The sequence below is a fragment of the Auraticoccus monumenti genome, from assembly GCF_900101785.1.
GTDB classification, from domain to species: Bacteria; Actinomycetota; Actinomycetes; order Propionibacteriales; family Propionibacteriaceae; genus Auraticoccus; species Auraticoccus monumenti.
In genome coordinates this window covers 1,601,019-1,624,132 of the sequence record NZ_LT629688.1, presented here as the reverse complement: position 1 = coordinate 1,624,132, position 23,114 = coordinate 1,601,019, and the positions used below count along the sequence as shown (strand labels likewise).

Annotated in this window: 25 protein-coding genes; 9 read left to right on the top strand and 16 right to left on the bottom strand. The window is 73.1% G+C overall.

Going from position 1 to position 23,114, the window contains the following annotated elements; genetic code table 11:
* Positions 1-15: 15 nt before the first annotated feature.
* Positions 16-1,110, bottom strand: coding sequence for a DUF418 domain-containing protein (locus tag BLT52_RS07480; RefSeq protein ID WP_157677027.1), 1,095 nt, complete (start codon positions 1,108-1,110; stop codon positions 16-18).
* A gap of 154 nt (positions 1,111-1,264) precedes the next feature.
* Between BLT52_RS07480 and BLT52_RS07475 the strand changes: the two genes are divergently transcribed.
* The 3 genes from BLT52_RS07475 to BLT52_RS07465 all read left to right on the top strand — a co-directional run bounded on the left by BLT52_RS07475 (position 1,265) and on the right by BLT52_RS07465 (position 4,118).
* The gene (locus BLT52_RS07475; RefSeq protein ID WP_090592047.1) at positions 1,265-2,185 is read left to right on the top strand and encodes an SDR family NAD(P)-dependent oxidoreductase; all 921 of its coding nucleotides are present in this window, start codon (positions 1,265-1,267) and stop codon (positions 2,183-2,185) included.
* Between the two features lie 159 nt (positions 2,186-2,344).
* Positions 2,345-3,367, top strand: coding sequence for a hypothetical protein (locus tag BLT52_RS07470; protein WP_090592046.1), 1,023 nt, complete (start codon positions 2,345-2,347; stop codon positions 3,365-3,367).
* A gap of 40 nt (positions 3,368-3,407) precedes the next feature.
* The gene (locus tag BLT52_RS07465; protein ID WP_090592045.1) at positions 3,408-4,118 is read left to right on the top strand and encodes an SDR family oxidoreductase; all 711 of its coding nucleotides are present in this window, start codon (positions 3,408-3,410) and stop codon (positions 4,116-4,118) included.
* Between the two features lie 15 nt (positions 4,119-4,133).
* On the opposite strand, the gene BLT52_RS07460 is transcribed toward BLT52_RS07465, so the two are convergent.
* Genes BLT52_RS07460 through BLT52_RS07450 form a run of 3 tightly spaced genes read right to left on the bottom strand, consistent with a single transcriptional unit; the run spans position 4,134 to position 6,719 of the window.
* Positions 4,134-4,880: a VOC family protein gene (locus tag BLT52_RS07460; RefSeq protein WP_090592043.1), complete on the bottom strand. Its 747-nt coding sequence runs from the start codon at positions 4,878-4,880 to the stop codon at positions 4,134-4,136.
* Positions 4,881-4,938: 58 nt separating this feature from the next.
* Positions 4,939-5,763 (bottom strand): ABC transporter permease, encoded by an 825-nt coding sequence (locus BLT52_RS07455; RefSeq protein WP_090592042.1) that lies wholly within the window; start codon positions 5,761-5,763, stop codon positions 4,939-4,941.
* Positions 5,760-6,719 (bottom strand): ATP-binding cassette domain-containing protein, encoded by a 960-nt coding sequence (locus BLT52_RS07450; protein ID WP_231946547.1) that lies wholly within the window; start codon positions 6,717-6,719, stop codon positions 5,760-5,762. Before BLT52_RS07450 ends, BLT52_RS07455 begins: the two co-directional genes overlap by 4 nt.
* A gap of 159 nt (positions 6,720-6,878) precedes the next feature.
* Here BLT52_RS07450 and BLT52_RS07445 point away from each other — a divergent pair, with 159 nt between their 5' ends.
* The gene (locus BLT52_RS07445) at positions 6,879-7,643 is read left to right on the top strand and encodes a TetR/AcrR family transcriptional regulator (protein ID WP_090592038.1); all 765 of its coding nucleotides are present in this window, start codon (positions 6,879-6,881) and stop codon (positions 7,641-7,643) included.
* 88 nt (positions 7,644-7,731) lie between these two features.
* Here BLT52_RS07445 and BLT52_RS07440 read toward each other — a convergent pair whose 3' ends face one another.
* The 3 genes from BLT52_RS07440 to BLT52_RS07430 all read right to left on the bottom strand — a co-directional run bounded on the left by BLT52_RS07440 (position 7,732) and on the right by BLT52_RS07430 (position 10,431).
* On the bottom strand, positions 7,732-8,457 hold the full coding sequence (locus BLT52_RS07440; protein WP_090592035.1) for a CPBP family intramembrane glutamic endopeptidase: 726 nt from the start codon (positions 8,455-8,457) through the stop codon (positions 7,732-7,734).
* A gap of 132 nt (positions 8,458-8,589) precedes the next feature.
* Positions 8,590-9,516, bottom strand: a complete 927-nt coding sequence (locus BLT52_RS07435) for a zinc-binding dehydrogenase (protein WP_090592033.1) — start codon at positions 9,514-9,516, stop codon at positions 8,590-8,592.
* A gap of 168 nt (positions 9,517-9,684) precedes the next feature.
* Positions 9,685-10,431 (bottom strand): CPBP family intramembrane glutamic endopeptidase, encoded by a 747-nt coding sequence (locus BLT52_RS07430; RefSeq protein ID WP_090592031.1) that lies wholly within the window; start codon positions 10,429-10,431, stop codon positions 9,685-9,687.
* A 168-nt stretch (positions 10,432-10,599) separates the two neighbouring features.
* On the opposite strand from BLT52_RS07430, the gene BLT52_RS07425 reads away from it, so the two are divergent.
* On the top strand, positions 10,600-10,932 hold the full coding sequence (locus BLT52_RS07425; protein WP_090592028.1) for a hypothetical protein: 333 nt from the start codon (positions 10,600-10,602) through the stop codon (positions 10,930-10,932).
* A gap of 80 nt (positions 10,933-11,012) precedes the next feature.
* Positions 11,013-11,960 carry a GlxA family transcriptional regulator gene (locus tag BLT52_RS07420; RefSeq protein ID WP_090592027.1) on the top strand — a complete coding sequence of 316 codons (948 nt, stop codon included), beginning with the start codon at positions 11,013-11,015 and terminating at the stop codon, positions 11,958-11,960.
* Between the two features lie 25 nt (positions 11,961-11,985).
* Here the strand turns inward: BLT52_RS07420 and BLT52_RS07415 are convergent, their stop codons facing one another.
* The 4 genes from BLT52_RS07415 to BLT52_RS07400 form a co-directional block, all read right to left on the bottom strand.
* Positions 11,986-12,285, bottom strand: a complete 300-nt coding sequence (locus BLT52_RS07415; RefSeq protein ID WP_090596441.1) for a DUF1330 domain-containing protein — start codon at positions 12,283-12,285, stop codon at positions 11,986-11,988.
* Between the two features lie 61 nt (positions 12,286-12,346).
* Entirely contained in the window at positions 12,347-13,354 is a 1,008-nt protein-coding gene (locus tag BLT52_RS07410; protein ID WP_090592024.1) for a zinc-dependent alcohol dehydrogenase family protein, read from the bottom strand.
* 144 nt (positions 13,355-13,498) lie between these two features.
* A complete protein-coding gene (locus BLT52_RS07405) occupies positions 13,499-14,122 on the bottom strand; it encodes a stage II sporulation protein M (protein ID WP_090596439.1) in 624 nt (207 codons plus the stop codon).
* Between the two features lie 56 nt (positions 14,123-14,178).
* Complete coding sequence (locus BLT52_RS07400) at positions 14,179-14,457, bottom strand: hypothetical protein (RefSeq protein ID WP_090592023.1); 279 nt, start codon at positions 14,455-14,457, stop codon at positions 14,179-14,181.
* 333 nt (positions 14,458-14,790) lie between these two features.
* On the opposite strand from BLT52_RS07400, the gene BLT52_RS07395 reads away from it, so the two are divergent.
* On the top strand, positions 14,791-15,771 hold the full coding sequence (locus BLT52_RS07395; RefSeq protein ID WP_197679244.1) for a CPBP family intramembrane glutamic endopeptidase: 981 nt from the start codon (positions 14,791-14,793) through the stop codon (positions 15,769-15,771).
* Here the strand turns inward: BLT52_RS07395 and BLT52_RS07390 are convergent.
* Positions 15,662-16,162, bottom strand: coding sequence for a MarR family winged helix-turn-helix transcriptional regulator (locus BLT52_RS07390; protein WP_090592019.1), 501 nt, complete (start codon positions 16,160-16,162; stop codon positions 15,662-15,664). The genes BLT52_RS07395 and BLT52_RS07390 overlap by 110 nt on opposite strands.
* Positions 16,163-16,356: 194 nt before the next feature.
* On the opposite strand from BLT52_RS07390, the gene BLT52_RS07385 reads away from it, so the two are divergent.
* Positions 16,357-17,292 carry an NADP-dependent oxidoreductase gene (locus BLT52_RS07385; protein ID WP_090592017.1) on the top strand — a complete coding sequence of 312 codons (936 nt, stop codon included), beginning with the start codon at positions 16,357-16,359 and terminating at the stop codon, positions 17,290-17,292.
* A 75-nt stretch (positions 17,293-17,367) separates the two neighbouring features.
* Complete coding sequence (locus tag BLT52_RS07380) at positions 17,368-17,661, top strand: Dabb family protein (protein WP_090592015.1); 294 nt, start codon at positions 17,368-17,370, stop codon at positions 17,659-17,661.
* A gap of 10 nt (positions 17,662-17,671) precedes the next feature.
* On the opposite strand, the gene BLT52_RS07375 is transcribed toward BLT52_RS07380, so the two are convergent.
* The 4 genes from BLT52_RS07375 to BLT52_RS07360 form a co-directional block, all read right to left on the bottom strand.
* Positions 17,672-18,040, bottom strand: coding sequence for a TfoX/Sxy family protein (locus BLT52_RS07375; protein WP_231946546.1), 369 nt, complete (start codon positions 18,038-18,040; stop codon positions 17,672-17,674).
* 100 nt (positions 18,041-18,140) lie between these two features.
* The gene (locus BLT52_RS07370; RefSeq protein WP_090592013.1) at positions 18,141-18,698 is read right to left on the bottom strand and encodes a hypothetical protein; all 558 of its coding nucleotides are present in this window, start codon (positions 18,696-18,698) and stop codon (positions 18,141-18,143) included.
* 107 nt (positions 18,699-18,805) lie between these two features.
* Positions 18,806-21,091 carry an alpha-xylosidase gene (gene yicI, locus BLT52_RS07365; protein ID WP_090592011.1) on the bottom strand — a complete coding sequence of 762 codons (2,286 nt, stop codon included), beginning with the start codon at positions 21,089-21,091 and terminating at the stop codon, positions 18,806-18,808.
* Positions 21,088-23,073: a beta-galactosidase gene (locus BLT52_RS07360; protein ID WP_090592009.1), complete on the bottom strand. Its 1,986-nt coding sequence runs from the start codon at positions 23,071-23,073 to the stop codon at positions 21,088-21,090. Before BLT52_RS07360 ends, yicI begins: the two co-directional genes overlap by 4 nt.
* Between the last annotated feature and the right edge of the window lie 41 nt (positions 23,074-23,114).

Here is a 23,114-nt window from a genome sequence, read left to right as displayed (position 1 = left end):
GGCCCCAGGTCCCCCTCATGGCGTGGCGGTCGGGCCTCGTCGCGACGGGGCGGACAGCGCCACGACCAGCTGCTCCAGCGGTCCGCGTCCCATCCAGCGCCGCCAGGCCCAGCCGACCACCAGCGAGCCGACCACCAGGCCCGCCACCAGCGCCCAGGAGTCGTCGAGACGGCGGTCCTCACCGGCCAGCAGCTCCAGCAGCAGCACGTGGGCGGTGTAGAGGGTGAGCGGCATCGACCCGGCGGCCGCCAGCGGCGAGAGCGCGCGGCGAGCCACCCGGCCGACGAGGCCCGCGGAGGACGTCAGCAGCACCAGACCGAGCGCGACCGCCAGACCGAGGGCGACGTTGCCGGCCACGGTGAGGGAGGTGCCGAGGGCCAGCCGGGGCACGCCCCGGACCGTCGACCCGACCGCCACCTCCACCGGTGTCGCGACCAGCCCGCCGACGAGGAGGCCGACGACCGCGGCCCCCAGCGCCAGCACCGCGATCACGGCGACCCGTCGGGTCCGGGCCAGGTCGAGCCGGACGCAGCCCAGGGTCAGCAGCAGCACCGGGACCCAGATCAGCAGCGGGTAGGCCCCGGTCACCAGCCAGTCGACCAGGAACCCCCAGGGCTCGGACCGCTGGCCGCGGACGGCGGGGACCGTGCCCAGGGCGGCGGCCAGCCCCGACAGCAGCACCACCCCGGCGGCCCCGGCGCCGAGCAGCCAGCGGCGGGGCAGGAAGAGCACCGGGAGCACCAGCAGGAAGGCCGCCCCGTACTCGTCCAGGATCACCCGCACCGGTGGGTCCAGCAGGGTCAGCAGCGAGCCGAGCACCAGCAGGAAGAGCCCGCGGACCGCGATCCGGCGGCGCAGACCCGTGCGGTCCGCCGACGGCGCGCTCCCCCCGGTCAGCAGCCCGAGCCCCAGCCCGGCGGTGACGGCGAACAGCAGCCGCGACCGCTCCGAAGCGGCCTCGAGCAGCAGGTGGTCCCAGCCGTCGGCTGCCCCGCGGGGTGCGGCGTGGGCCACGAACATCCCCAGCAGGGCCAGCCCGCGGGCGGCGTCCACGCCGACCAGACGCGGGCGCGACGACGTCACGGTGCTCTCGCGCGCCGTCTGGACCATGCCGATCATGCTGCTCCGCCACGCCAAGCAGCCGCTGCTTGACCCGGTCCTGAGGACACGGTCTTCACTGACGACGACGCCGGAGCACCGGACGGCGGCCCGGCTGGACTGCACCACCACGACGTCGGCTCCACCCGTCTCGAAGGGGAAGTGCATGACCTGGGATCCAGAGCAGCTGCCCGATCTGCGTGGTCGCGTCTACGCCGTCACCGGGGCCACCGGTGGCATCGGCTACTTCGCCGCCGAGCAGCTCGCCTCTGCCGGCGCGGAGGTCGTGCTGGCCTCGCGCTCGCCCGCGAAGCTGCAGCGGGCGAGCGCTGCCATCCGCGAGCAGGTGCCGGGCGCGATCACCCACCACGTGCAGATCGACCTGACGTCCCTCGCCTCGGTGGCCGCCGCGGCCACCGAGCTGACCAGGCTCCCGCGACTGGACGGGCTCTTCCTCAACGGCGGGGCGATGCCGTTCTCACGCACCGCCCGCACCGAGGACGGCCTGCCGCTGATGCTCGGCACCCACACCGTCGCGAACGTCGCGCTCGTCGCTCGGCTGATGCCGTTCCTCACCGACCAGGGTGGGGAACGGCTGGTCCGCGTCGTCCACGCCTCGACCAGCTTCGTGCGGCAGTTCCGGATGAGCCTGACCGACGTCGACCGGGTACCGCGCACCGGGATCGGCGCCTACGTGAAGGCGAAGACGGCGACGGAGGTGTTCGCCTTCGAGCTCGATCGTCGCTTCCGAGCAGCAGGACTCTCCCTCGCCTCGATCGTCACCCACCCCGGGGTGGCCGTGGACGCCAGGACGCCCCGTCGTCCCGGTGTCCGCGACGAGACCGTGCGCCACCAGCGCAACCCCTACACCCCGTGGGCGCAGGGCAAGGACACGGCGGCGTGGCCGGGGGTCAGGGCACTCACCGATCCCTGGGCCGAGGGCGGGGAGTACTACGGCCCTGCCGACGGAGCACGCGGCGTGCCCACGCGCATCGCCGCCGACGTGCGCACTGCTGCTCCGGCGCCGGGGACCGCCGCACGGGTCTGGACCCGGCTGATGGACCTGGGCGGCGTCCGCATCCCGTGAGTGGTGTGGCCCCGAGGGTGTGGGTGGGCCCTCGCGCGACGGCCGGCGCCCGAGGCTTGACCCGGTTCCCGGAACACGCTCTTGACTGGTGTCCGCACCACCTCCTCGCCCCGGAGCACCCCGCTCCTGGCGAGCACGTCGTCGGAGGAGAGGACGCCCATGCAGGACGCTGCCGTGCTGTTCGCCGGTGGTACCGGCACGGTCGGCCGACGAGCGGTCGAGTGGTTCCGGAAGCGGAACCCCGAGGTGCCCGTCCTGGTGGGTGGGCGGTCCGCGGCTACGGCGGGTGAGGTCGCCGACACGGTGGGCACCGCCGAGGGCCTGGTGATCGACATGGACCGGGAACGGATGGGACTGGGACACGTACCGCCGCTGGCCGCCGTGGTGGTGCTGGCCCCCGACGACGGGCTGCACGGGCTGGCCCTGGCCCAGGACCAGCAGGTTCCCTACCTCAACATCGGCAACGGGCTGGTCGAGCTGGGCCCCGAGCTCGCCGCCTTCGCCCACCGACCACAGGCAGCTCCCGTGGTGCTGGCCAGCCACTGGATGGCTGGGGCGTCGACGTTCCTGGCCCTGAGGGCCGGGGAGGCCTTCAGCGAGGTCCGCTCGATCACCATCGGGGCCCTGTTCGACGAGGAGGACGAGGCGGGCCCGCTGGCCCTGCACGACATGGAGCGGTTGCAGCGAGACGCCCCGGCCGCCCTGGTCTTCGCCTCGGGCCGTCGCTCCTGGGTGTCGGGTGCCGCCGCTGCGGGCACCATCCAGACGATCGACGGACGGACCGTCGCCGCGGACGCCTACGCACCGCTGGACGTCACGAGCCTCTACGCCGCCACCCGAGCGCCCGACATCCGCTTCGACCTGGCCGCCGGCACCTCCTCCAGCCGCCGACGAGGTGGAGCGCCCGCCGCGGAGATGGTGGTCGAGGTCCGGGGCCGCGACGACGAGGGTCACCTCGGTCTGGCCCGGTGGAGCCTCGAGCTCGCCGCCGGGCAGGCCTCTCTCACCGGCCTGTGCGTCACCCTGTCGCTCGAGGTCGCGCTCGGGTCCGGCGGTGGAGCGCCCCTCGGGCCCGGGCTCTACCTCCCCGAGCTGCTGTGGGCCCCCCAGCCGTTCCTCTCCCAGCTCGCGGCATCGGGAGCAGTGGTCACGAACCACAGCGACCAGGCGCCGGCTGCGTAGCCCTCCCCCACCGACACCTCGCACACCAAGGAGCTCCACCATGAAGGTCACCGGATCCACCGCGCTCGTGACGGGCGCCAACCGCGGCATCGGCCGCGCGGTCGTCGAGGAGCTCCTCGCTCGCGGCGCCACGAAGGTCTACGCCGCCGCACGACGGCCCGAGCTGGTCGACGTCCCGGGCGTCGTGCCGCTGAGGCTCGACATCACCGACGACGACCAGGTCCTCGCAGCAGCCGCCGCCGCCCCGGACGTCACGCTGCTGGTCAACAACGCGGGGATCGCCCTGCCCGGAGCGGTCACCGCCGGTGACCTGGAGCCGCTGCGGCGGGAGCTCGACACGCACCTGTGGGGCACCCTGTCCGTCGTCCGCGCCTTCGCGCCCGCGCTGCGCGCCAACGGCGGTGGCGCGATCTCGAACGTGCTGTCGGCGATGAGCTGGTTCACGATCCCCGGGATGTCGGGCTACCACATCTCCAAGGCCGCCGCGTGGGCCATGACCAACGGCATCCGCCTCGAGCTCGCCGACCAGGGCACCCTGGTCTCCGCGGTCCACATCGGGGCGGTCGACACCGACTTCTCCGCCCACTACGACGGCCACAAGATCCCCGCTGCCGACGTCGCCAACGCCCTCCTCGACGGCATCGAGGCAGGGACGACGGAGGTCCTCGTCGACGACTGGACCCGCGCCGTCAAGGCCGCCCTCCCCCAGGACGCCACCGCCTACGCCGTCGCCGCCCTCGCCGGCGGGTGAGGCCGTCCTCCACCCTCACCCGGGACGCTCGTCGTCGTCGGACCTGCCGGTCCGGTGCTGCTGCTCTGCCACGGGTACCGTCTCGACCGCCCGCTTCAGCGCCCGCTCGGCCTCCGCGCCGAGCCGGTGCTCGGCGAGGAGCGCGCTCGCGGCGGCCAGGTCGGGAGCCGCGTCTACTCCCGTCCGCACCCTGAGGTCCGCGCGGTAGAGCAGCGCCTCGAACACCTCGATCCGCGGCGCGTCGGGGTGCCGGAGGAGCCCGGCGTCCAGGACCGCGATCGCCTGGGCGTCGTCCCCGCGCGCGTCGCCCTGCCGGGCGGCGACGTCGATCGCCCGGCCGAGGCCCGATCGCCGTCCTGCGGTGTCGTCGTCGGAGGATCCGTCCCGGTAGAAGCGGAGCCAGTTGCCGCCGACGTCCACGACGGAGAACCCGGTCGCGGTGCCGGCCTTGCGACGCGGCGGGAGCAGCCGCGGGATGCCCTTGACCGGGACCTTGCCGTACCTCTCCCGCAGTCCGGCCCTGAAGGCCTCGTGGCGCGCCCCGGGTTCGGCGACGGTGATGATCGCGCTGCCGTAGGAGGACCCTGGGTCGAAGCCGGCCATGGCGAACAGGTGGATCGCGATGTCGTCCAGCTCCACCACGGCGCAGGGGTTGGGGCGGCGCCGCTGGAAGCTGACGACGAAGCCGAGCGCGCTGTAGAACGCGAGCGCGTCGTCCAGGTCGGCGCAGGGCAGCACCGGGTAGGTCCGTTCGCCGCTCACCTCGTCTCCCCCGGGTTGCGGGACAAAGGGATCACCGGTTCCCCGGACGCTCGGGACGTCATCGGCGGAGGTGGCGGTAGCCGAGTGCCGAGAGCGGGAGGAAGACCGCGACGAGGACGGCAGGGCAGGCGAGGGCCAGGAGCACGGCGTTCTCGGTGAACCAGGACCGGCCACCCGGCCCGACACCGCCGAGGAGCTGGCGGACCGCTGTCGCCGTGGCGGACAGCGGGTTGGCGTCGGCGATGGTGCCCAGCCACCGGGGCATCGTGCTGGTGTCGACGAAGACGCTCGACAGGAACAGCAGCGGCCAGACCAGGACCTGGACGGCCGTGACGCCCTCGTGGCTCCTGACGCGCAGCCCCACGAAGATGCCGACCCAGAGCATGGCGAACCGGAGCAGCAGCAGGACGACCAGGGCGGCGAGGACCGCGGTCACCGAGGCGTCCGGGCGCCACCCGAACCCCAGCCCGGCGAGCACGGTGACGGCGAGACCGACGACGGAGCTGACCATGTCGGCCACGCACCGCCCGGCGACGACGGCCAGCCCGCTGATGGGCAGGGACCGGAACCGGTCGGTGACGCCCCTCGAGGCGTCGGCCGAGACGGCCATCATGGTTCCCTCGAGCCCGAAGAACATGGTCATGGCGAAGATGCCCGGCATCACGAAGTCGAGGTAGGAACCCCCGGTGGCCATCCCGAGCGCACCGCCGAGGAGGCCGATGAAGACGGCCATCATGAGCACGGGGAACAACCAGCCGAAGGCCATCAGCCCGGGCCGGTTGCGCCAGTGCGTGACGTCGCGGAGGGTGATCGTCCAGGTGTCGGCCAGCAGCCGGCGGAGCTGGTCGGTCGGGCGGTCCAGGGTGCTCGTGGGGCTGGTCATGGGTGGCTCCTCGCGGTCTCGTCGGTGAGCGGGTCGGCGGCGGTCGACCCGGTGAGCTGGAGGAACACCTCGTCGAGGGTGGGGGTGCGGATCGAGATGTCCTCGACCTCGATGCCGGAGTCCCTGAGCGCGGCCGCGGTCGCGAGGAGCGAGCCGGTGCGGTCGACGACCGGGACCTGCACCCGGCCGTCCGCGGCGTGGATGCTGCCGCTGGCCCAGGGGGCGACGACCTCGGCGACCCGAGCGGCGTCGGCCGCCCGGCGGGGCACGAGCTCGATCCAGTCGTCGCCCACCCGTGCCTTCAGCTCCGCCGGGGTCCCGCCTGCGACGACGCGTCCGTGGGCGAGCATCGAGATGTGATCGGCGAGCTGGTCGGCCTCCTCCATGTACTGCGTCGTCAGCAGGACCGTGGTGCCGCCACGCACGAGGGTGCGGATCGCGTCCCAGACGTCACGACGGCCCGCTGGGTCCAGACCGGTCGTGGGTTCGTCGACGAAGAGGATCTGCGGGTCCACGACGAGGGCGACGGAGAGGTCGAGCCGCCTGCGCATGCCGCCCGAGTACGCGCTGACCCGCTTCGACCCGGTCTCGGCCAGCCCGAACCGTTCCAGCAGCTCGGAGGCCCGGCGGCGGGCCTCACGGGTCGACAGCCTGCTGAGCCGACCGAACATGATCAGGTTCTGCACGCCGGACAGCTCCTCGTCGACGGCGGCGTGCTGACCGACGAGCCCGATCCGCCGGCGGACCTGGCGACCCTCGCGGACCACGTCGTGGCCCGCGACCCGCACCTCGCCCTCGTCCGGGTCGAGCAGCGTCGTCATGATGCGCACCGCGGTCGTCTTGCCAGCCCCGTTGGGCCCGAGGAGCCCGTGGACGCTGCCCCGGGCCACCGTCAGCTCGAACCCCTCCAGCGCAGCCGGCTCACCGGCCCCCGCCGAGGCGTACCTCTTGCGCACTCCTCGCGCCTCGATAGCGACGTCGTCCCCGTCTCTGCCCACTCGCGCTCCCCCTCAATCGATACGCCGTATCGTACAGCGTACGTCGGCACCGTACGGTACGCTGCGGCGTATCGCAAGGACGGCATCGCGCCGATCGCGCAGGAGGACTCGTCGACCGTGGCTGGACGTTCACCGGCACCCGACCTGGTCCGCAGCATCTACCTGCTGTGGGGGCACCACCCGAACCCGGGCAGGTCCGGCCTCTCCCTCTCGGCGATCGTCGCGGCGGGCATCGAGGTGGCTGACGCCGACGGGCTCGACGCGGCCTCGATGCGCAAGGTCGCCGAACGGCTCGGCGTGGGCACGATGTCGCTCTACGCGCACGTGCCCGGCAAGGACGACCTCACCGCGCTGATGCTCGACGCGGTCTACGCCGAGCTCTACGACGACGACGTCGAGGCTGCGGTCCGCGTCGGCGACTGGCGGGATGCGGTGAGGTTCATCGCCGAGCGCAACTGGGACCTGTACGCCCGCCACCCGTGGTTGCTCGACCTGCGTCCGTCCCGGCTGACGGTCGGGCCGCACGTGAGCCGCAAGTACGAGACCGAGCTGCGCCCCCTCGACGGCATCGGGCTCACCGACGTCGAGATGGACGCCGCCCTCACCCTGATCCTGAGCCTGGTCGACGCGACGGCTCGCGCGCGACGGGGCTCGGCCAGCACGCGGGACGAGTCGGGCATGTCCGACGCCGACTGGTGGGGGGTCGTCGCCCCCGTCCTGGAGCAGGTGATGACCGACGACGACCTCGTCGTGGCCGCACGGGTCGGCAGTGCTGTCGGGTCGGCGTTCGACGCCGCGCAGAACCCCGCGCACGCCCTGGCGTTCGGACTCGACACCATCCTCGACGGCATCGAGACGCGCATCCGCGGGCGGATGTCCTAGCAGTCGGGCTGCGGTGCCGACCACGGCGTGGACACCTGGGTGGAGCCCGGTCCGGAACAGGTTCGGGACCTCGCCGCCTGCTACCGGCTCACACCGCCCCGCCGAGACCCAGCAGCAGGACGAAGAGCGGGAGCCCGAGGTTGTTGACGACGTGGACCACGACCGCCGGCCAGATCGACCCGGAACGTCGAGCCACCTCCGCGGCGGCGATGCCGACGACCAACGCGGTCGGGAGGGCCAGGTTGAAGCCGTGGAACAGCGCGAAGACGACGGAGCTGCCGAGGACCGCCACCACGGCGCCGTAGCGCAGCAGGCCGCGCATCAGGACCCCGCGGAACAGCAGCTCCTCGCCCAGGGGCACCAGGAAGGACAGCATCACGAAGGTGGTCACCAGCGCCAGCGCGCCGCCGTTGGCGGCGTCCTGGGAGGGGACCTGAGCGTCCTCGCCGAAGCCGGTGAGTGAGGTGATCGCGAGGTTGACGACACCCTTGAGGAGGAAGGCGGCGACTCCCACCCCGAGTCCGACGAGGACCCATCGCCACGTGGTCCGGCGGACCCCGAAGGGGCGCAGCGACCGGATCCGGACGACCACGGCGGCACCGAACCCCAGGAAGGCGACGGCCACGGACCACACCGCCAGGGTCAGCCCGTGGAGCACGGGGTCGGTCGGGAGGGCCGGGGCCACGAGGACGAGTGCGCCCGTCACCAGAGCCGCCACCCCCAGGCCGACGACGATCTCGAGCCAGCCGGGCCGTTCGGGCAGATCGCGTCCGGTCGACCCGTGCGATGAGCTGTCGTGCGTGTCGTGGGTCATGTCACCCCTCCTGGCGTCGACCTCGTCCCTGGTGGTGCGGGTCCCTCCACCCAGGGAAGGGCGTGTTCCGACCACAGGGTCAAGCCCCCGCCCCCGGTCCGGACCCGCACCACGACGAGTCCCGCGGGTCGGTCAGGGACGGTCGGTGTGGTCCACCCGGAAGACGACCCGTCCCGCTGGTCGTCGGTCCGCTGCCTCGATCCAGCTCGGGAGCTCGGCCCAGGGCCGGAGGTCGATGGCGCCGACGTCCAGCGTCCGGTCCGCCGCCAGGTACCCCATCTCGACGGCCAGGCCGGGTTCGGTGCCGAGGAAGAAGCTCGTGATCGAGCGGTCGGCCGTCGTGGGGTCGGCGACGAAGGCCCCGTAGGGGAAGTGCTCGTCCGCGCCGGCTGCGTGCCCCAGGGCGATGACCGTCCCGCCGGGCTCGAGCAGGGCGTAGGCGTCGACGAGGTGGTGTCCGCCGACGATGTCGATCGCACCGTGGACGCGGGCGCCGACCCCGGCCAGGGAGGCGTGGGTCTCGCGTGCCCCGAGCCCGCGGAGGGCCTCGTGCTGCTGCTCGTCCCGCGCCACCGCCACCACCTCGGCCCCTGACCGCGCCGCCAGCTGCACGGCCATCCTGCCGACCGCGCTGGTCGCCCCCACGACCAGGACGCGGCGTCCCAGGACCGAGCCGAGCCGCCGCAGGGCACGCAGCGCGCTCGTGGCCGGGACCGGCAGCGTGGCGAGGCGCTCCCACGCCACGTCGTCGGGTGCCGCGGCGGTCATCGTGTGCGGCACCGTCCGGTGCTGCGCCCACCCGCCGGCGAGACCGAGGAACAGGACCCGCTCCCCCACCCCGGGCCCCTGGCCGTCGGCGGCTGCGGCGAGCACCACACCGCTCCCGTCCCACCCGGGGACCGACCCCGCGGGCAGGGTCGGCGCCATCGCGAGATCACCGGGGTTGGGAGCGAACGCCTCGACGCGCACCACCAGCTCGTGGTGGAGCGGGACCGGGTCGGGGACCTCTCGGAGCGTGAGTCCCCCTGGCGCGCCGGGGGTCGTCGTCCATGCCAGCATCTGCGTCCCTGTCCTCTCCTGGTGGTGTCACCGGATCTCCTGCGAGACCACGGTGCGAACGGTGTCGGGCCTGGTGGTGAGCAGGTCCAGGCTACGCATCAGGCGGAGGGCTCCTCCGGTTCAGCGGGAGCACGGATCCCGCCCGCCTCAGAGCCGTGAGGACCCCGTTCACGCCGGACCGGTCGCACCACTGATCAGCACCAGCAGCGGCAGGCCCAGGTTGTTGATCACGTGGACCAGCACGGCGGGCCAGATCGACCCGCTGCGGCGCATCACCTCGGCGGCCACGATCCCCACCACGAGCGCGGAGGGGAGGGCGAGGTTGATGCCGTGGAACAGGGCGAAGACGACCGAGCTGGACAGGACGCCGACGACCGCCCCGTAGCGGAGCAGGGCGTTGGTGATCACGCCGCGGAAGAAGAGCTCCTCACCGAGCGGGGTGAGCACGGAGAGGAAGAGCACGGTCAGCACCAGGGGCAGCACACCACCACCCGCCGCGCCGTAGTAGCCCGACTGCGGGTCGGCGGCGTCGGATCCCGCCACGGTGACGACGACCGTGTTGAGGACGCCCTTGAGCAGGAAGGCGACCACGCCACCCGCCAGCCCGATCGCCATCCAGCGCCACGTCGTGCGGCGAACGCTGAACGCGGCCCAGGAGCGGATCCTGACCAGCGCAGCCGCGGTGAAGCCGACCAGCCCCACCACCCCGGACCAGGCGGTCAGCACGAGCCCGTAGGCCACGGGATCCATCTCCGCCGTGAGCGGACGAGCCAGCGGGAGGACCGCCCCGGCCGCCACCAGGGCGATCACCCCGACGGCGATCTCCGGCCAGCCGGGGCGGGCGACCCGGGCGCGGGAGCCGGGGTCGGGGGCGGACGCGTCGTGGGGGGAGCGGGTGGCGCCGTCGACGGTCATCAGGTCATCTCCTCGGGTCTGGAGATCCCATCGGACACCGTGTCGTCGGCACAGGGTCAACTCCCGGGGCGGCGGGCACCCCGACGGTTGACCCTGTGGCCGGAACACCCCCTTGGATCGGTGAGGACCGACGTCCGTCCCCACCCGACCAGATCGAGGACCCCCCTGATGGCTCTGTACGAGATCGCCCTGCAGGTCGTCCCGGTGCTGATGATCGCCCTGTTCCTGGACGCCCGCACCGCCGCCCACCCACCGCTCCGGGCGCGCGTGCAGAACCGGCTGTACGTCGGCCTGTGCGTCGGTGCGTTCGCCGTCTCCCTGCTCGTGGTCGCCGGCGTCCTCCGCTCCGGGCAGGCCACCGATGCCGTCGTCATCGCCGCGCTCACCGGGTGCATCATCCTGATGGCGGCGCAGGCCTGGCGCCATTCGAGCGACGTCGGTCGAGGTCGGGTGACTCCCGGACGTGACGCCCGCCTGCCCGGCGAGCAGGACCAGACGTGATCCGGTGCTGCCGGCCGAGGTGCCCGCACGTGCGAGCATGCTGACGACGGGTCGGCACGAGACCGGATCGGAGGCGGGTGATGCAGCGACCGCACCGGGTGGTGGTCCTCGTGCTCGACGGGGCGCTCCCGCTGGACGTCGGGATCCCCTCGGAGGTGTTCCACCCGGAGACGGGGTTCCCCTACGTGGTGTCGGCCTGCGGGGTCAGCGCCGGGACGGTGCCGTCCCACGGGTCCTTCGGCTACGCGGTCCCACGAGGTCTGGACGCGCTCGCCGAGGCGGACACGGTCGTCGTCCCGGGCTACGCCCCGGCGGGTCGGCCGGTACCGGTGGCGGTGCGCGACGCGCTCCGGGACGCCGCAACCCGCGGGGCACGCATCGCCTCGATCTGCTACGGCGCCTTCGCCCTCGCGGAAGCCGGCCTGCTGGACGGTCTGCGGGCGACGACGCACTGGGACGCGGCGGAGCTGCTCGCGCAGCGGCACCCGCAGATCACGGTGGAGCCGAACGTGCTCTTCGTCGACGAGGGGTCCGTCCTCACCTCCGCCGGTGCCGCTGCGGGTCTCGACCTGTGCCTGCACATCGTCCGGCGCGACCTCGGCGTGGGTGCGGCGAACGAGATCGCACGAGGGCTCGTCACCGCGCCCTACCGGAGCGGGGGCCAGGCCCAGTACCTGCCGAGGACCAGCTCGGCGACCCACGGGGAGACCCTCGCCGCGACGCGCGAGTGGGCGCTGACGCGGCTGGACGAGCCGCTCACGATCGCCGGGCTCGCCGCGCACGCGCAGATGTCGCCCCGCACCTTCCTGCGCCGCTTCGCCGAGGAGACCGGCAGCACCCCGCTGCAGTGGATCCTCCGGGCACGGGTCGACACCGCCCGCGAGCTGCTGGAGGGCACCCGACTGTCGGTGGACCGCGTCGCGGAGCAGGTCGGCCTGGGAACCGGGTCGAACCTGCGGCTGCACTTCCGCCGGCTCCTGGGGGTGTCACCCTCGGAGTACCGCGCCACCTTCTCCGGGCGGAGCTGACCACCGCCGTCAGCCCGGGGCTCGATCAGGCTCCGGCGTCCACCCCGTCCACGAGCACGGCCCGGTAGCTCGCTCCCTGGAGGCGGTCCTGCACCACCTCCTGGTACTGCTCGCTGAGGTACCAGCCCCTGGCCGCCGCCGCGTCCGGGAACCTCAGGACGACGACGCCCTCGACCGGGGGTCCCTCGAGCACGTCGTGCCTGCCGTAGTCGACGAGGACCTGCACGTCGTGGCCGGCGAAGGTGGCGTCGGCGCGTGCGGAGTACCGGTCGAGGGCCTGCTGGTCCTGGGTGGTCTCTCGCTGGAACACGATGTAAGCGGTCATGCCTTCGGCCTCCGTCGGCTGGATCGTCTGGTGGTGCTCGGACTGGCTCCGGAGCCTCCCGCTACGCGGCACGGAGGGGCAGCGCGACGGTCTCCCCCGCCACGTCGATCGCGATCTTGCCGCGCAGTGCGTAGGAGCGCCTGTTCTCCAGCAGCTCGTGCGCCTCGCCCACCCGGGCGAGCGGGAGGGTGGCGCCGAGGACCGGCTTCACGAGCCCGCGCTCGACCAGCGCGGTGAGGGCGTCCAGCTTCCCCCGGTTCTGCCGGGTGAAGACGAAGTGGTAGGCGGCGTTCCTGCCCCACGCCTCGATGAGGTTCTGCGGCTGCGCGATGTCCACGACGCTGACGACGCGTCCGGAGTCGGCCAGCGTCAGCGGGCTCCGGGTGAGCGCGTCGCCGCCGATCGTGTCGAGGACGACGTCGACCCCCTTGCCGTGGGTCATCGCATCCACCGCGTCGACGTAGTCCGCGGAGCTGTAGTCGATCGCCTCGTCCGCCCCCAGGGAGCGCACCAGCTCGTGCTCGCCGGCTCGCGCGGTGGTGATCACCCGTGCGCCGATCGCCCTCGCGACCTGGATCGCGATCGTGCCGACACCGCCGGAGCCGCCGTGGACGAGGATCGTCTCCCCCACGGTGAGCTGCGCCCGCGTCACCAGCGCCTCCCAGACCGTCCCGCCGACGAGGGTCAGGCTGGCGGCCTCCAGGTGACTGAGGTTCTCCGGCTTCCGGCCGACGAGGTCGACGTCGACGACGTGCTGCTCGGCGTAGGAGCCGGGGCCGCCGAAGATCCGGGGGGTGTAGTACACGGCGTCGCCGACGCGGAACTCCCTCACGTGGGACCCGATTTCCTCCACCACGCCCGAGACGTCGTGCCCGGTGATCGCCGGGAGCGGCACCTGGTCCGGGTAGTCCCCGCGACGGATCTGGACGTCGAGCGGGTTGACGGCGGTCGCGTGGATCCGCACCCGCACCTGGCGGGGTCCGACCTGCGGTACGGGGACGTCGCGCAGCTCGAAGGCGTCGACCCCTCCGAAACGGGTCAGCACGACGGCCTTCATCGGATCGGTCATGGGGGTGCTCCTCATCGTGGGTCCTCGGGCCGTGGGGCGCCGGGACGGCGGTTCCCTCTCAGTCTCGGGCGCGCGTCCCAGCCGCTCCAGTGGCAGCAATGCCACAATGCGCAAGGATGTTGACACGGTTGTCGCGGGCGGCGGTCACAGCAGCACGTGGACCAGCCACGGGAACAGCTGGGTGAGCGACCACGCCTCCCAGACGGCACCCACGACGAGCAGCACCAGCGCGGCGAGACCCAGCCAGCCCAGACGCTGCAGACCGCGGAGGTAGCCCTGTCTGCGGCTGGCGGCGCCGGTGGTCGCCGGGCGCAGCCAGGAACGTCCGAGGATCCAGGCACCGAGCATCAGCAGCACGTAGGCCTCGAACTCGACGACCAGCGTGAGCGAGTGGGGGATGAACCCCACCCAGAGGGTGGGGCTGGTCGGGGCGATGGCCATGCCGATGTTCACGGCCTTCCAGGCGAACAGGGGGATGCCCAGGAAGGGGACGACCATCGAGGGCAGCACGATCATCGCCGCGCCGACCGTGAAGGTGTTGACCGCGAAGATCACGAGGCCGAACAGCCACGGGTTCTTGAACACCTCGAGCACCAGGTCCGTCTGCCCGGACGCCTCGAAGTCCACCGACTGCGCCTGCACCAGCCCGGGGTAGACCAGGCCGAGCACGAAGCCGACCAGGAACAGCCCGAAGGCGATGGCGTTGAGGACCAGGAAGGGCCGGAGGTCGTCGCGGATGATCTCGAGGGGTCTGCGGATGATCGGCATGCGTCGTGGCTCCGTGATCGCTGTGAGGACGACCGGGGCGTGCGTCCCGCGGCCGGTCACCACTCCAGACCATGCTCCTGGAACAGGGTCAAGCCGACAGCTCCGGCTCCCGGTCCAGGGCCCCGGGGCAGCACCCCGTTCAGCCACGCCTCGACGTCGACCTGCTCCGACCTCGCGCCCGCTGGTCGCGTCGCGGGCAGCGGCGTGGTCTCGGTCGCCCCGCGGCACGCGGCCAGGGTCGTCAGCGTGGCGAGCGCCGCGAGGACGACGAGGGCGCTCCGCAGCAGCCGCTGACCGGGACCTATCGCCCTGGGGACGACCGGGTGATCACGCATCGGAAGCTCCTCGGCCCGGGGTGTCGGGACGTACGTCCGCTGAGCACCACCTCCGGCGCTCCCAGCCTGCTGCGTCTGCGCCGGCACCACATCGGACGCAGGTGGGCACTTCCGCTACGACCTTCGTCGCAACCGCAGGGACGCCCAAGCTCCTCGGCTTGACCTCGTCCGGGGAACAGGGTCTGGACTGCGGTCACCGGCTCGGGCCGGCACCCACACACCTGCACCCACGAGGGAAGAGCTCCGGTCATGGACCACCACCCCACGCCTCCTGCGCCGTCACCGGCAGCAGGCTCTCCGCACCGCCGCGAGTCGCTCCCGGTCCCACCTGGCGTGGAGTTCCACCGGGTGCTGGCCGGGGACGAGCGCCGCATCGGCCGCGGTGTCCTCGCGATCCTGCTGCTCCTGGGAGGGATGCTCGTCCTCGGCTTCCTCGTCTCCCAGGGCGCGGCCCTGGTCGACCAGCAGCTGGGCCGGACCAACCCGACGTGGGGCGGTACCGACGTCACGCCGGTGTACCAGGCCGGGAACATGCTGTCGCTGGCCCTGCTCGTGCCCTGGAGCGCGATCATCCACCGCTGGCTCTACCGGGTGCCGGCTGCCTCCCTGCACTCGGTCTCCTCGCGGTTCCGGTTCGAGGTGCTCGGGCGGGCGGTCGTCCTCGTCACCCCCCTCTGGGTCCTCGTGGTGGTGACGAGCACGGCGGTGCCTGACCAGGTGCCCTGGTCCCCTGCCGATCTCGTGACGATGTTCGCCCTCACCATCATCCTGACCCCGCTGCAGTCGGCGGGTGAGGAGTACGGGCTGCGCGGACTGGTCTTCCGGGTGGCCGGGAGCTGGAGCCGGGGGCCACGAGCGGGACTGGTGGTCGGTGTCCTGGTCTCCAGCGTGGTGTTCGTGGGCCTCCACCTGTCCTCCGACCCGTGGCGCAACCTCTACTACCTCGCTCCGGCCGTGAGCTTCGCCATCATCACCTGGCGCACCGGCGGGCTGGAGGTCGCGGTCGCCGTGCACGCCCTGAACAACACCCTGCTCTTCCTCTTCGACACCCTCATGCACTCCGACTTCCCCTCCCTGCAGGAGCGGTCGACCGGCGGGGACGCGCTGCTGCTGGTGCCCACCGGCGCCCTCGCCGTCATCACGGCGGCGGTCTGGTGGCGGACACGCCGGTCGGGACCGCTCCTGACCCCCGGACCCGGGTCGTTCAGCCGCGCGGGGCGCCCGCCTCGGGGCCGGCGCTCCCTAGCTCCTGCCGGACGGTGGCGGCGACCCGGGCGAGGGCCACACCCAGGCTGCGCTGCTGGGCGCTGCTGAGCGGGTCGAACACCAGCTGCCGGACGCGTTCGGCGTGGCCGGGAGCACTCTGCACGACCTCGTGCAGGCCCGTCCCGGTCAGCGTGGCCAGCGTGAACCGCCCGTTCTGCGCGTCGGGGCGCCGCGTGACCCACCCGCGCTCCTCGAAGCGCACCATCACCTTCGACAGCCGGGGCTGGGTGCTGTTGCACTGCGCCGCCAGCTCGCTCAGCCGCATCGTGTGGTCCTCGGCCATGGACAGGCGCGCGAGGACGCTGTACTCGAAGTTGGACATGCCGGCGTCACGCTCCAGCTGACGGTCCAGCAGGGACGGCAGGGCGATGACGACGGTGAGCAGGTCCTGCCACGTCGCCTGCTGGTCCTCGTCGAGCCATCGGGGCGGGGTGGTCATGGGCGGTGACCTTACCACCGGGGAGCCCGGTTTGACTTGCCTAGGCAACTCAGACATGCTCGGCTCAGTTGCCTAGGCAAGTGCGCTTGTGCGCGGCGCCGGCGACCGAGAGCCGCCCCGACAGGAGCCAGACGTCGCGGCAGCGGTCCTGCGGCACCCGCAGGCACCACGAGCAGCACCCACGAGGAGGAACCGTGAAGGCCATCCGCTACCACCAGTTCGGCGGCACCGAGGTGCTGCGCGAGGAGGAGGTGGACACCCCCACGCCCGGACCCGGTCAGGTCCTGGTCCAGGTCGCCGCCACCTCGTTCAACCCGGTCGACGACCACATCAGGCTCGGCGTGCTCGCGGGGATGATCCCGACGCCCCTGCCCATCACCCCCGGCCTCGACCTGTCCGGGACCGTGGTGGGTCTGGGCGAGGGTGTCCAGGGGATCGCTGTGGGCGACGACGTCGTCGGCATGTTCCCCCTCGACGAGCACGGTGGCGCCGCGGAGTACGCGGTGATCGCCGCCGACCTGGTGGCCGCCGCACCACGCACGGTCCCGCTGGCCGACGCCGCGGCGCTGCCGCTGGCGGGGCTGGCGGCCCGGCAGGCCACGATCGAGCTGGCCTGCGTGGAAGCAGGGCAGACGGTGCTGGTCAACGGTGCCGGCGGCGCCGTCGGCAGCCTGGTCGTGCAGCTGGCCTCCGACGCCGGGGCCACCGTGACCGCGGTCGACGGACCGCAGCACGCGGGGCGGCTGCGTGAGCACGGCGCGACGGAGGTGGTCGACCCGCTCGACCTCGACGCGGGCCCGGCCGCTGTCGGTGGCCCGTTCGACGTGGTGGTCAACCACGTCCGCCTGGCGCCGGAGGAGCTCGCCCGGCTGACGTCCTACGTGGCTGACGGCGGCATCGCCGTCAGCTCTGCCGGGGCGGTGCCCGCCGACGAGGCCCGCTCGGTGCGGACGGCGGACGTCTGGGTGACCCCGAACGGTGCCCACCTGGCCGACCTCGTCGAGCGTGTCGACGCCGGTCGGGTGACGCTGCGCGTCGTCGACCGCCGGCCGCTGGACCAGCTGGCCGGGGTCCACGCCGACGCGGCCGCCGGCCGCCTCCGCGGCAAGACCGTCATCACCGTGGCCTGACCGCTGCCGGGAGGACGCCGACCACCCGGGGTGGGCGGCGTCGCCCCGGCGGCACCAGGTCCGTAGCATCGCTGCATGACCCAGATCACCCACGTCGTGCTCGTCGCCTGGAAGAACGGGCACGAAACGGCCGACGCCAGAGTCGGACCCGCCCTGCGAGAGCTGGGCAGGTCCGTCCCCGGCATCGTCAGCCTGGTCGAGGGCCGCTCCTCCAGCCCCGAGGGCAAGGAGGACGGGTACGACTACGGGTTCGTGATCACCTTCAAGGACGCGTCCGCCCGCGACGCCTACCTGCCGCATCCCCACCACCAGGTGGTGGCGGGGATGATCGGCGACCACGCGGAGCGCGTCCTCGTCTTCGACGTCTGAGGAGGCCCGGTCAGGGGCTGGCGGGGGCGTCGCGGGAGTCGATGCCCACCTGGATCCAGAACCCGAGCTCGCGGTCGTCGTCGACCAGCGGTGCAGGTACGGTGAGCCACCCACGGCCCATCGGCCGGTCCGGCCCCATGGTCGCGGGCTGGGCGCCGCGGCCGAGCAGCTCCTCGTGGCGACCGGCGTCGGTGCGCACCAGGAGGCTGCCGTCGCGACCCGCCGCCACCGCCATCCGCTCGTCCACCATGAACGACAGCCCGCCGAACATGCGCACCTCCCGGACCTCCCGGCCGGCCGGGACCAGGTCGCGGACGCGTTGCGCGAGGACGTCCTGGGCCCCGGGTCCCGTCGACGTCGGGTGGACGGGATCGGTCACGGGTGTCTCCTTCGACGGCCGGGCGGTGCGGCGGCCCGGGGGCCGGGTGCGACGACGGCCCCGACCTGCTGCGGTACGCAGGGTCGGGGCCGCGACGGTATCAGCTGCTGCGACGCGAGAAGGCGCGACGACGCACGCCCTCGGCGACGGCCTCGGGACGCTGCTGCTCGCCCGCGAAGCTGCTCAGCACGACCAGGGTGCCGGTCAGGGCCGGGATGACCCACTGCAGGGCCTTGAGCTGGCTCTGCGCGCCGGCGACCTCGTCGGAGGTCCCGATCGACGGGTCCGTGCCGGACTCGGCCGGCGGGGCCTGGTCCTTGGAGACCTTGGCGCCGAGGACGCGGCTGTAGGCGGTGACGCCGAGGGCGGCGACGGTCAGCACCGTCTTGACCACCGACATGGTGCCCACCCCCTGCTGGGCGGCGACCCGCTCCTTGTTGCCGACGAGCTGGCCGACCGAGCCGACCAGGTGGGCGCCGATGGCGGCCGCGTTGACCGGCGTCCAGGCGTCCCAGCCGGCGTTGGCCACCCGGCCGACGGCCTCGGGGCTGTCGGCCGCGCCGGCGGCCCGGTTGAGACCGACCGCGTTGGCCAGGGTCCCGCCGAACCAGGCGGACAGGCCGACGTCGTGCAGAGCGCGTGAAACGGTGTTGGGCATCTGTGACTCCTGTCGTTGGCCCGGACGGTCTCGGGCCTCGACCTCAGGTACCCCTCCGACCGGCACCCACTCAGACCGGCTGGATCGACGTGGGGCCCCTTCGCACCTCAGCCAGCCGGCTGCCGGAGGGTGACCGACGTCGCCCCCGAGGCACTGACCCCGGCCGACGGCGCCCCACCGGCCCCCACCAGCACCAGCCGCCAGGGACGGTCGGTGCCCTCCGCCGAGGCGGTCAGCGTGTCCCCGGAGCGCGAGACCACCCAGCGGGCCTGCTGGTCCCCGACCGGCACGGTCACGGTGGTGCTCTGACCGTCGGCCAGCTCGCGCACCTCCAGGGTCACGCCGTCGTGGTGGCCGTAGTCCGGCCGGTCCTGGACGGCACCGCGGGGCAGCACGGCCCCCGGGCGGACGAAGACCGGCAGCGAGTCCATCGGGTACCGCTCGCGGTGCCACCCAGGCCCCTGCCGCTGCTCCCCGGTCAGCAGGTGCGTCCAGGTGCCGTCGGGGAGGTAGTAGTCGGCCCATCCCTCAAGGTCGAAGACCGGTGCCACCAGCAGGTCGTCACCCAGCATGTACTGGGTGTCGACGGTGACGGCGGAGCGGTCGTGCGGGTACTGCAGCACCATCGCCCGCATCATCGGCAGCCCCTCCTCGTGCGCCTCGCGACCCACCCGGGAGAGGTAGGGCATCAGCGACATCTTGAGCCGGGTGAAGAGTCGGGTGACCTCCACCGCCTCCTCGTCGAAGGCCCAGGGCACCCGGTAGGAGCTGGAGCCGTGCAGCCGGGAGTGCGAGGAGAGCAGCCCGAAGGCCACCCAGCGCTTGAACACGGCAGGGTCCGGGGTGCCCTCGAAGCCGCCGATGTCGTGGGACCAGTAGCCGAAGCCCGAGAGCCCCAGCGAGAGCCCGCCGCGCAGCGACTCCGCCATCGAGACGAAGGTGGACTCGCAGTCCCCGCCCCAGTGCACCGGGTAGGCCTGGCCGCCGGCGGTGGCCGAGCGGGCGAAGAGCACGGCCTGGTCGGCCCCCCGCTGCGTGGCCAGCAGCTCGTGGACCGCCTTGTTGTACAGCTGGGCGTACCAGTTGTGCATCCGCTGCGGGTCCGAGCCGTCGTGCCAGCGGACACCCTCGGTGGGGATCCGCTCGCCGAAGTCGGTCTTGAAGGCGTCGACCCCCTGGTCCAGCAGCGTCTTGAGCTTGGAGGTGTACCACTCAACGGCGTCGGGGTTGGTGAAGTCGACCAGGCCCATCCCGGCCTGCCACATGTCCCACTGCCAGACGTCGCCCTCGGTGGTGCGCAGCAGGTAGCCGTTCTCGGCCCCCTCGGCGAAGAGCTCCGAGCGCTGGGCGATGTAGGGGTTGATCCAGGCGGAGATGCGCAGCCCCTTCTCGCGCAGCCGGCCCAGCATGCCGGCCGGGTCGGGGAACGTCGCCGGGTCCCAGACGAAGTCGCACCAGTGGAACTGACGCATCCAGAAGCAGTCGAAGTGGAAGACGCTGAGCGGCAGGTCGCGCTCGGCCATGCCGTCGATGAAGGAGGTGACGGTCGCCTCGTCGTACTCGGTGGTGAAGGAGGTCGACAGCCACAGCCCGTAGGACCAGTCCGGGACGGTGGCCGGGCGCCCGGTCAGCGCGGTGTAGCGCTTGAGGATCTCCGCCGGCGTCGGTCCGTGGATGACGTAGTACTGCAGGTGCTGGCCCTCGACGGAGAACTGGGTCCGTGAGACCACCTCGGTGCCGACCTCGAAGCTGACCCGCTCGGGGTGGGCGACGAAGACGCCGTAGCCGCGGTCGGAGAGGTAGAAGGGGACGTTCTTGTAGGACTGGTCCGAGGACGTCCCGCCGTCGGCGTTCCAGGTGTCGACCGACTGCCCGTTGCGGACGAAGGCGCCGAACCGCTCCCCCAGCCCGAACACGTGCTCGCCGACGCCGAGGCCGAGCTGCTCGTGCACGAAGGAGCGTCCCTCGCCGTCGGTGACCACCCCGATGCTGCGGGGTGTGGAGCTGGTCAGCACCCGGTCCCCGGCCAGGAAGTCACAGCCCCAGGCGTCGCGCCGGAACCGGGCGCTGAGCCCGCCGGAGGTGAGGGTGACGGTCTCCTCGTCCTCGGTGACCCGGACGTCGACGTCGGTGTCGGTGCTGATCTCGAAGGAGGGGCGTCGGGGCCGGCGTCCGGTGTGGTGCTCGATCCGGACCCCGATCACGTCCTCGGCCGGGGAGTCGACGGTGACCGTGACGACCGGGCGGTTGAGGGTGTCCCCGCGGTGCCGGATGGGGGCCGTCGGGCAGTGCAGCACCAGCCGGCCGGGACCCTGGTCCACCTGCTCCACGAGCCTGGGCCGCAGCACGCTGACCCCGGGCAGGAGCTGCCAGTAGCCGTCGGTGAATCTCACGAGTCCTCCTCGATCAGGACGCACACGGCGTCGGGGTCCAGCGGGACGACGCCCTCGTGGCGTCGTCCGGTCAGGCGGTCGGTGGCGGGTCGGGCGAGCGGGAGCAGGCGGGGCCCGGGGGCGTGGTTGACGACGACCAGGTGCTCGCCGCGGCGGACCACCTCCACGCCCTCGGGGTGGTCCTCGGCCACCGCCACCCCGGCGGTGCGCAGGCAGCCGAGCAGCCACCGGGAGAGCAGGTCCTCGTCGGGGACGCAGGCCAGGTAGCTGATCCGGCCGGCTCCGGAGGCGCGGCTGACCAGGGCGGGGCCGCCGTCGGCGGGGCCGCCCTCGAAGGTCAGCCACACCTCCGCACCGTCGGTGCTGAGCCACTCCGCCCAGGTGGTGGCGGTGCCGCCGGCCAGGTCGGCGTCCGGTCCGGGACGCAGTGCCACCGGCTCCGGCAGCGGGAGCCACTCCTCCACCCGGGCCCCCAGCAGCTCGGCCAGCCCGGCCGGCAGCGGGGGCGGCAGGATCCGGCTGCGGGCGTCGACCACGCCGCTGAACGGGCCGAGCACCAGGTGCGCCCCGGCGGTGACGCGCTCACGGAGACCCGCCGCCGCGGCCGGTTCCAGCAGGAAGGCCGAGGGGGCCAGCACCACGCGGTAGCCGGACAGGTCGTCCTCGACCCCGCGCAGGTCGACCGTCACCCCGGCGGCCCAGCAGGCGGCGTACCAGCGGCGGAGCTGCTCCAGCGGGTCGAGCCGGGTGCTGGGCAGCCCCCGCTCGGTGCCGGCCCACCACGACGGCCAGTCGAGGACCAGGCAGACCTCGGCCACCGGACGTCCGCCCAGCGGTCCCAGCCGGGCCACCTCCGCCCCCAGCTCGCGGACGGCCCGGTGGGAGCGGGTGTCGGGTCCGGTGGCGGGCAGCAGCGCGGAGTGGAACCGCTCCGGGCCGTCGGCGGCCTGGCGCCACTGGAACCAGCACAGCCCGACCGCGCCGCGGGCCAGGGCCTGGAAGGCCTCGCGCCGCATCCGGGCCGGGGTCTTGGCCACGTTGTGCTCGCGCCAGCTGACCGAGCTCCAGGCCTGCTCCATCAGCATCCAGGGCCGGTCGCCGGCCAGCCCGCGCATCAGGTCCGCGGTCATCGCGCTGCCGACGACCGAGCCGGGGTCGGCCGGGTCGGGGTAGGAGTCGTCGCTGACCACGTCCAGGTGCGGGGCCCAGCGGCGGTAGTCGATCCCGGGGAAGAAGCCCATGAAGTTGGTGGTCACCGGCGTCACCGGATCGACCTCCCGGATCAGCCTCCGCTGCTCCAGGTAGAGCTCCAGCTGGGCGTCTGAGACCCAGCGCCGGAAGTCCAGCCGCTGGGCGGGGTTGTGCACGTAGGGGGCGGCCCGGGGCGGGACCACCTCGTCCCAGCCGGCGTACCCCTGGCTCCACACCGCCGTCCCCCAGGCGCGGTTCAGCGTCGCCAGGTCGCCGTACCGCTCGGCCAGCCAGGTGCGGAAGGCCGCGGCGCAGAGGTCGCAGTGGCAGGTCTGGCCGTACTCGTTCCCGACGTGCCACAGCGCCACCGCGGGGTGGCCGGCACACCGGTCGAGAAGGGCCTGCACGATCCAGCGGCACCGCTCCCGGTAGACCGGCGAGGACGGGCAGAAGTGGTTGCGGGAGCCGTGGCTCATCCGGACGCCGGTGTCGGTGACCGACCGGGTCTCCGGCCAGCGCACCCCCAGCCAGGGCGGCGGGGAGGCCGTGGGGGTGGCCAGGTCGGCGGTGATCCCGTGCTCGTGCAGCAGGTCCAGGACGTCCACCAGCCAGTCCAGCGTCAGCTCACCGGGGCGCGGCTCGAGGCTGGACCAGCTGAAGACGCCCACGGTGGCCAGGTTGACCCCGGCCCGGACCATCAGCTCGACGTCCTCGCGCCAGGTGCCGCGGTCCCACTGCTCGGGGTTCCAGTCCGCCCCGAACCAGGTGGGTGCAGCGTCAGGACCGGTCATCGTCGTGCTCCTTCCGCGGCGTCGCGCCACTAGAGTCTGGC

What these genes read in the sequence shown, in the direction of transcription:
- BLT52_RS07400 (WP_090592023.1), bottom strand. Translation starts at nt 14,457, where the DNA reads ATGCGTGATCACCCGGTCGTCCCCAGGGCGATAGGTCCCGGTCAGCGG.
- BLT52_RS07410 (WP_090592024.1), bottom strand. Translation starts at nt 13,354, where the DNA reads ATGACCGATCCGATGAAGGCCGTCGTGCTGACCCGTTTCGGAGGGGTC.
- BLT52_RS07465 (WP_090592045.1), top strand. Translation starts at nt 3,408, where the DNA reads ATGAAGGTCACCGGATCCACCGCGCTCGTGACGGGCGCCAACCGCGGC.
- BLT52_RS07435 (WP_090592033.1), bottom strand. Translation starts at nt 9,516, where the DNA reads ATGCTGGCATGGACGACGACCCCCGGCGCGCCAGGGGGACTCACGCTC.
- BLT52_RS07415 (WP_090596441.1), bottom strand. Translation starts at nt 12,285, where the DNA reads ATGACCGCTTACATCGTGTTCCAGCGAGAGACCACCCAGGACCAGCAG.
- BLT52_RS07405 (WP_090596439.1), bottom strand. Translation starts at nt 14,122, where the DNA reads ATGCCGATCATCCGCAGACCCCTCGAGATCATCCGCGACGACCTCCGG.
- BLT52_RS07430 (WP_090592031.1), bottom strand. Translation starts at nt 10,431, where the DNA reads ATGACCGTCGACGGCGCCACCCGCTCCCCCCACGACGCGTCCGCCCCC.
- BLT52_RS07455 (WP_090592042.1), bottom strand. Translation starts at nt 5,763, where the DNA reads ATGACCAGCCCCACGAGCACCCTGGACCGCCCGACCGACCAGCTCCGC.
- BLT52_RS07470 (WP_090592046.1), top strand. Translation starts at nt 2,345, where the DNA reads ATGCAGGACGCTGCCGTGCTGTTCGCCGGTGGTACCGGCACGGTCGGC.
- BLT52_RS07370 (WP_090592013.1), bottom strand. Translation starts at nt 18,698, where the DNA reads ATGCCCAACACCGTTTCACGCGCTCTGCACGACGTCGGCCTGTCCGCC.
- BLT52_RS07440 (WP_090592035.1), bottom strand. Translation starts at nt 8,457, where the DNA reads ATGACCCACGACACGCACGACAGCTCATCGCACGGGTCGACCGGACGC.
- BLT52_RS07360 (WP_090592009.1), bottom strand. Translation starts at nt 23,073, where the DNA reads ATGACCGGTCCTGACGCTGCACCCACCTGGTTCGGGGCGGACTGGAAC.
- BLT52_RS07380 (WP_090592015.1), top strand. Translation starts at nt 17,368, where the DNA reads ATGACCCAGATCACCCACGTCGTGCTCGTCGCCTGGAAGAACGGGCAC.
- BLT52_RS07425 (WP_090592028.1), top strand. Translation starts at nt 10,600, where the DNA reads ATGGCTCTGTACGAGATCGCCCTGCAGGTCGTCCCGGTGCTGATGATC.
- BLT52_RS07480 (WP_157677027.1), bottom strand. Translation starts at nt 1,110, where the DNA reads ATGGTCCAGACGGCGCGCGAGAGCACCGTGACGTCGTCGCGCCCGCGT.
- BLT52_RS07420 (WP_090592027.1), top strand. Translation starts at nt 11,013, where the DNA reads ATGCAGCGACCGCACCGGGTGGTGGTCCTCGTGCTCGACGGGGCGCTC.
- BLT52_RS07475 (WP_090592047.1), top strand. Translation starts at nt 1,265, where the DNA reads ATGACCTGGGATCCAGAGCAGCTGCCCGATCTGCGTGGTCGCGTCTAC.
- BLT52_RS07390 (WP_090592019.1), bottom strand. Translation starts at nt 16,162, where the DNA reads ATGACCACCCCGCCCCGATGGCTCGACGAGGACCAGCAGGCGACGTGG.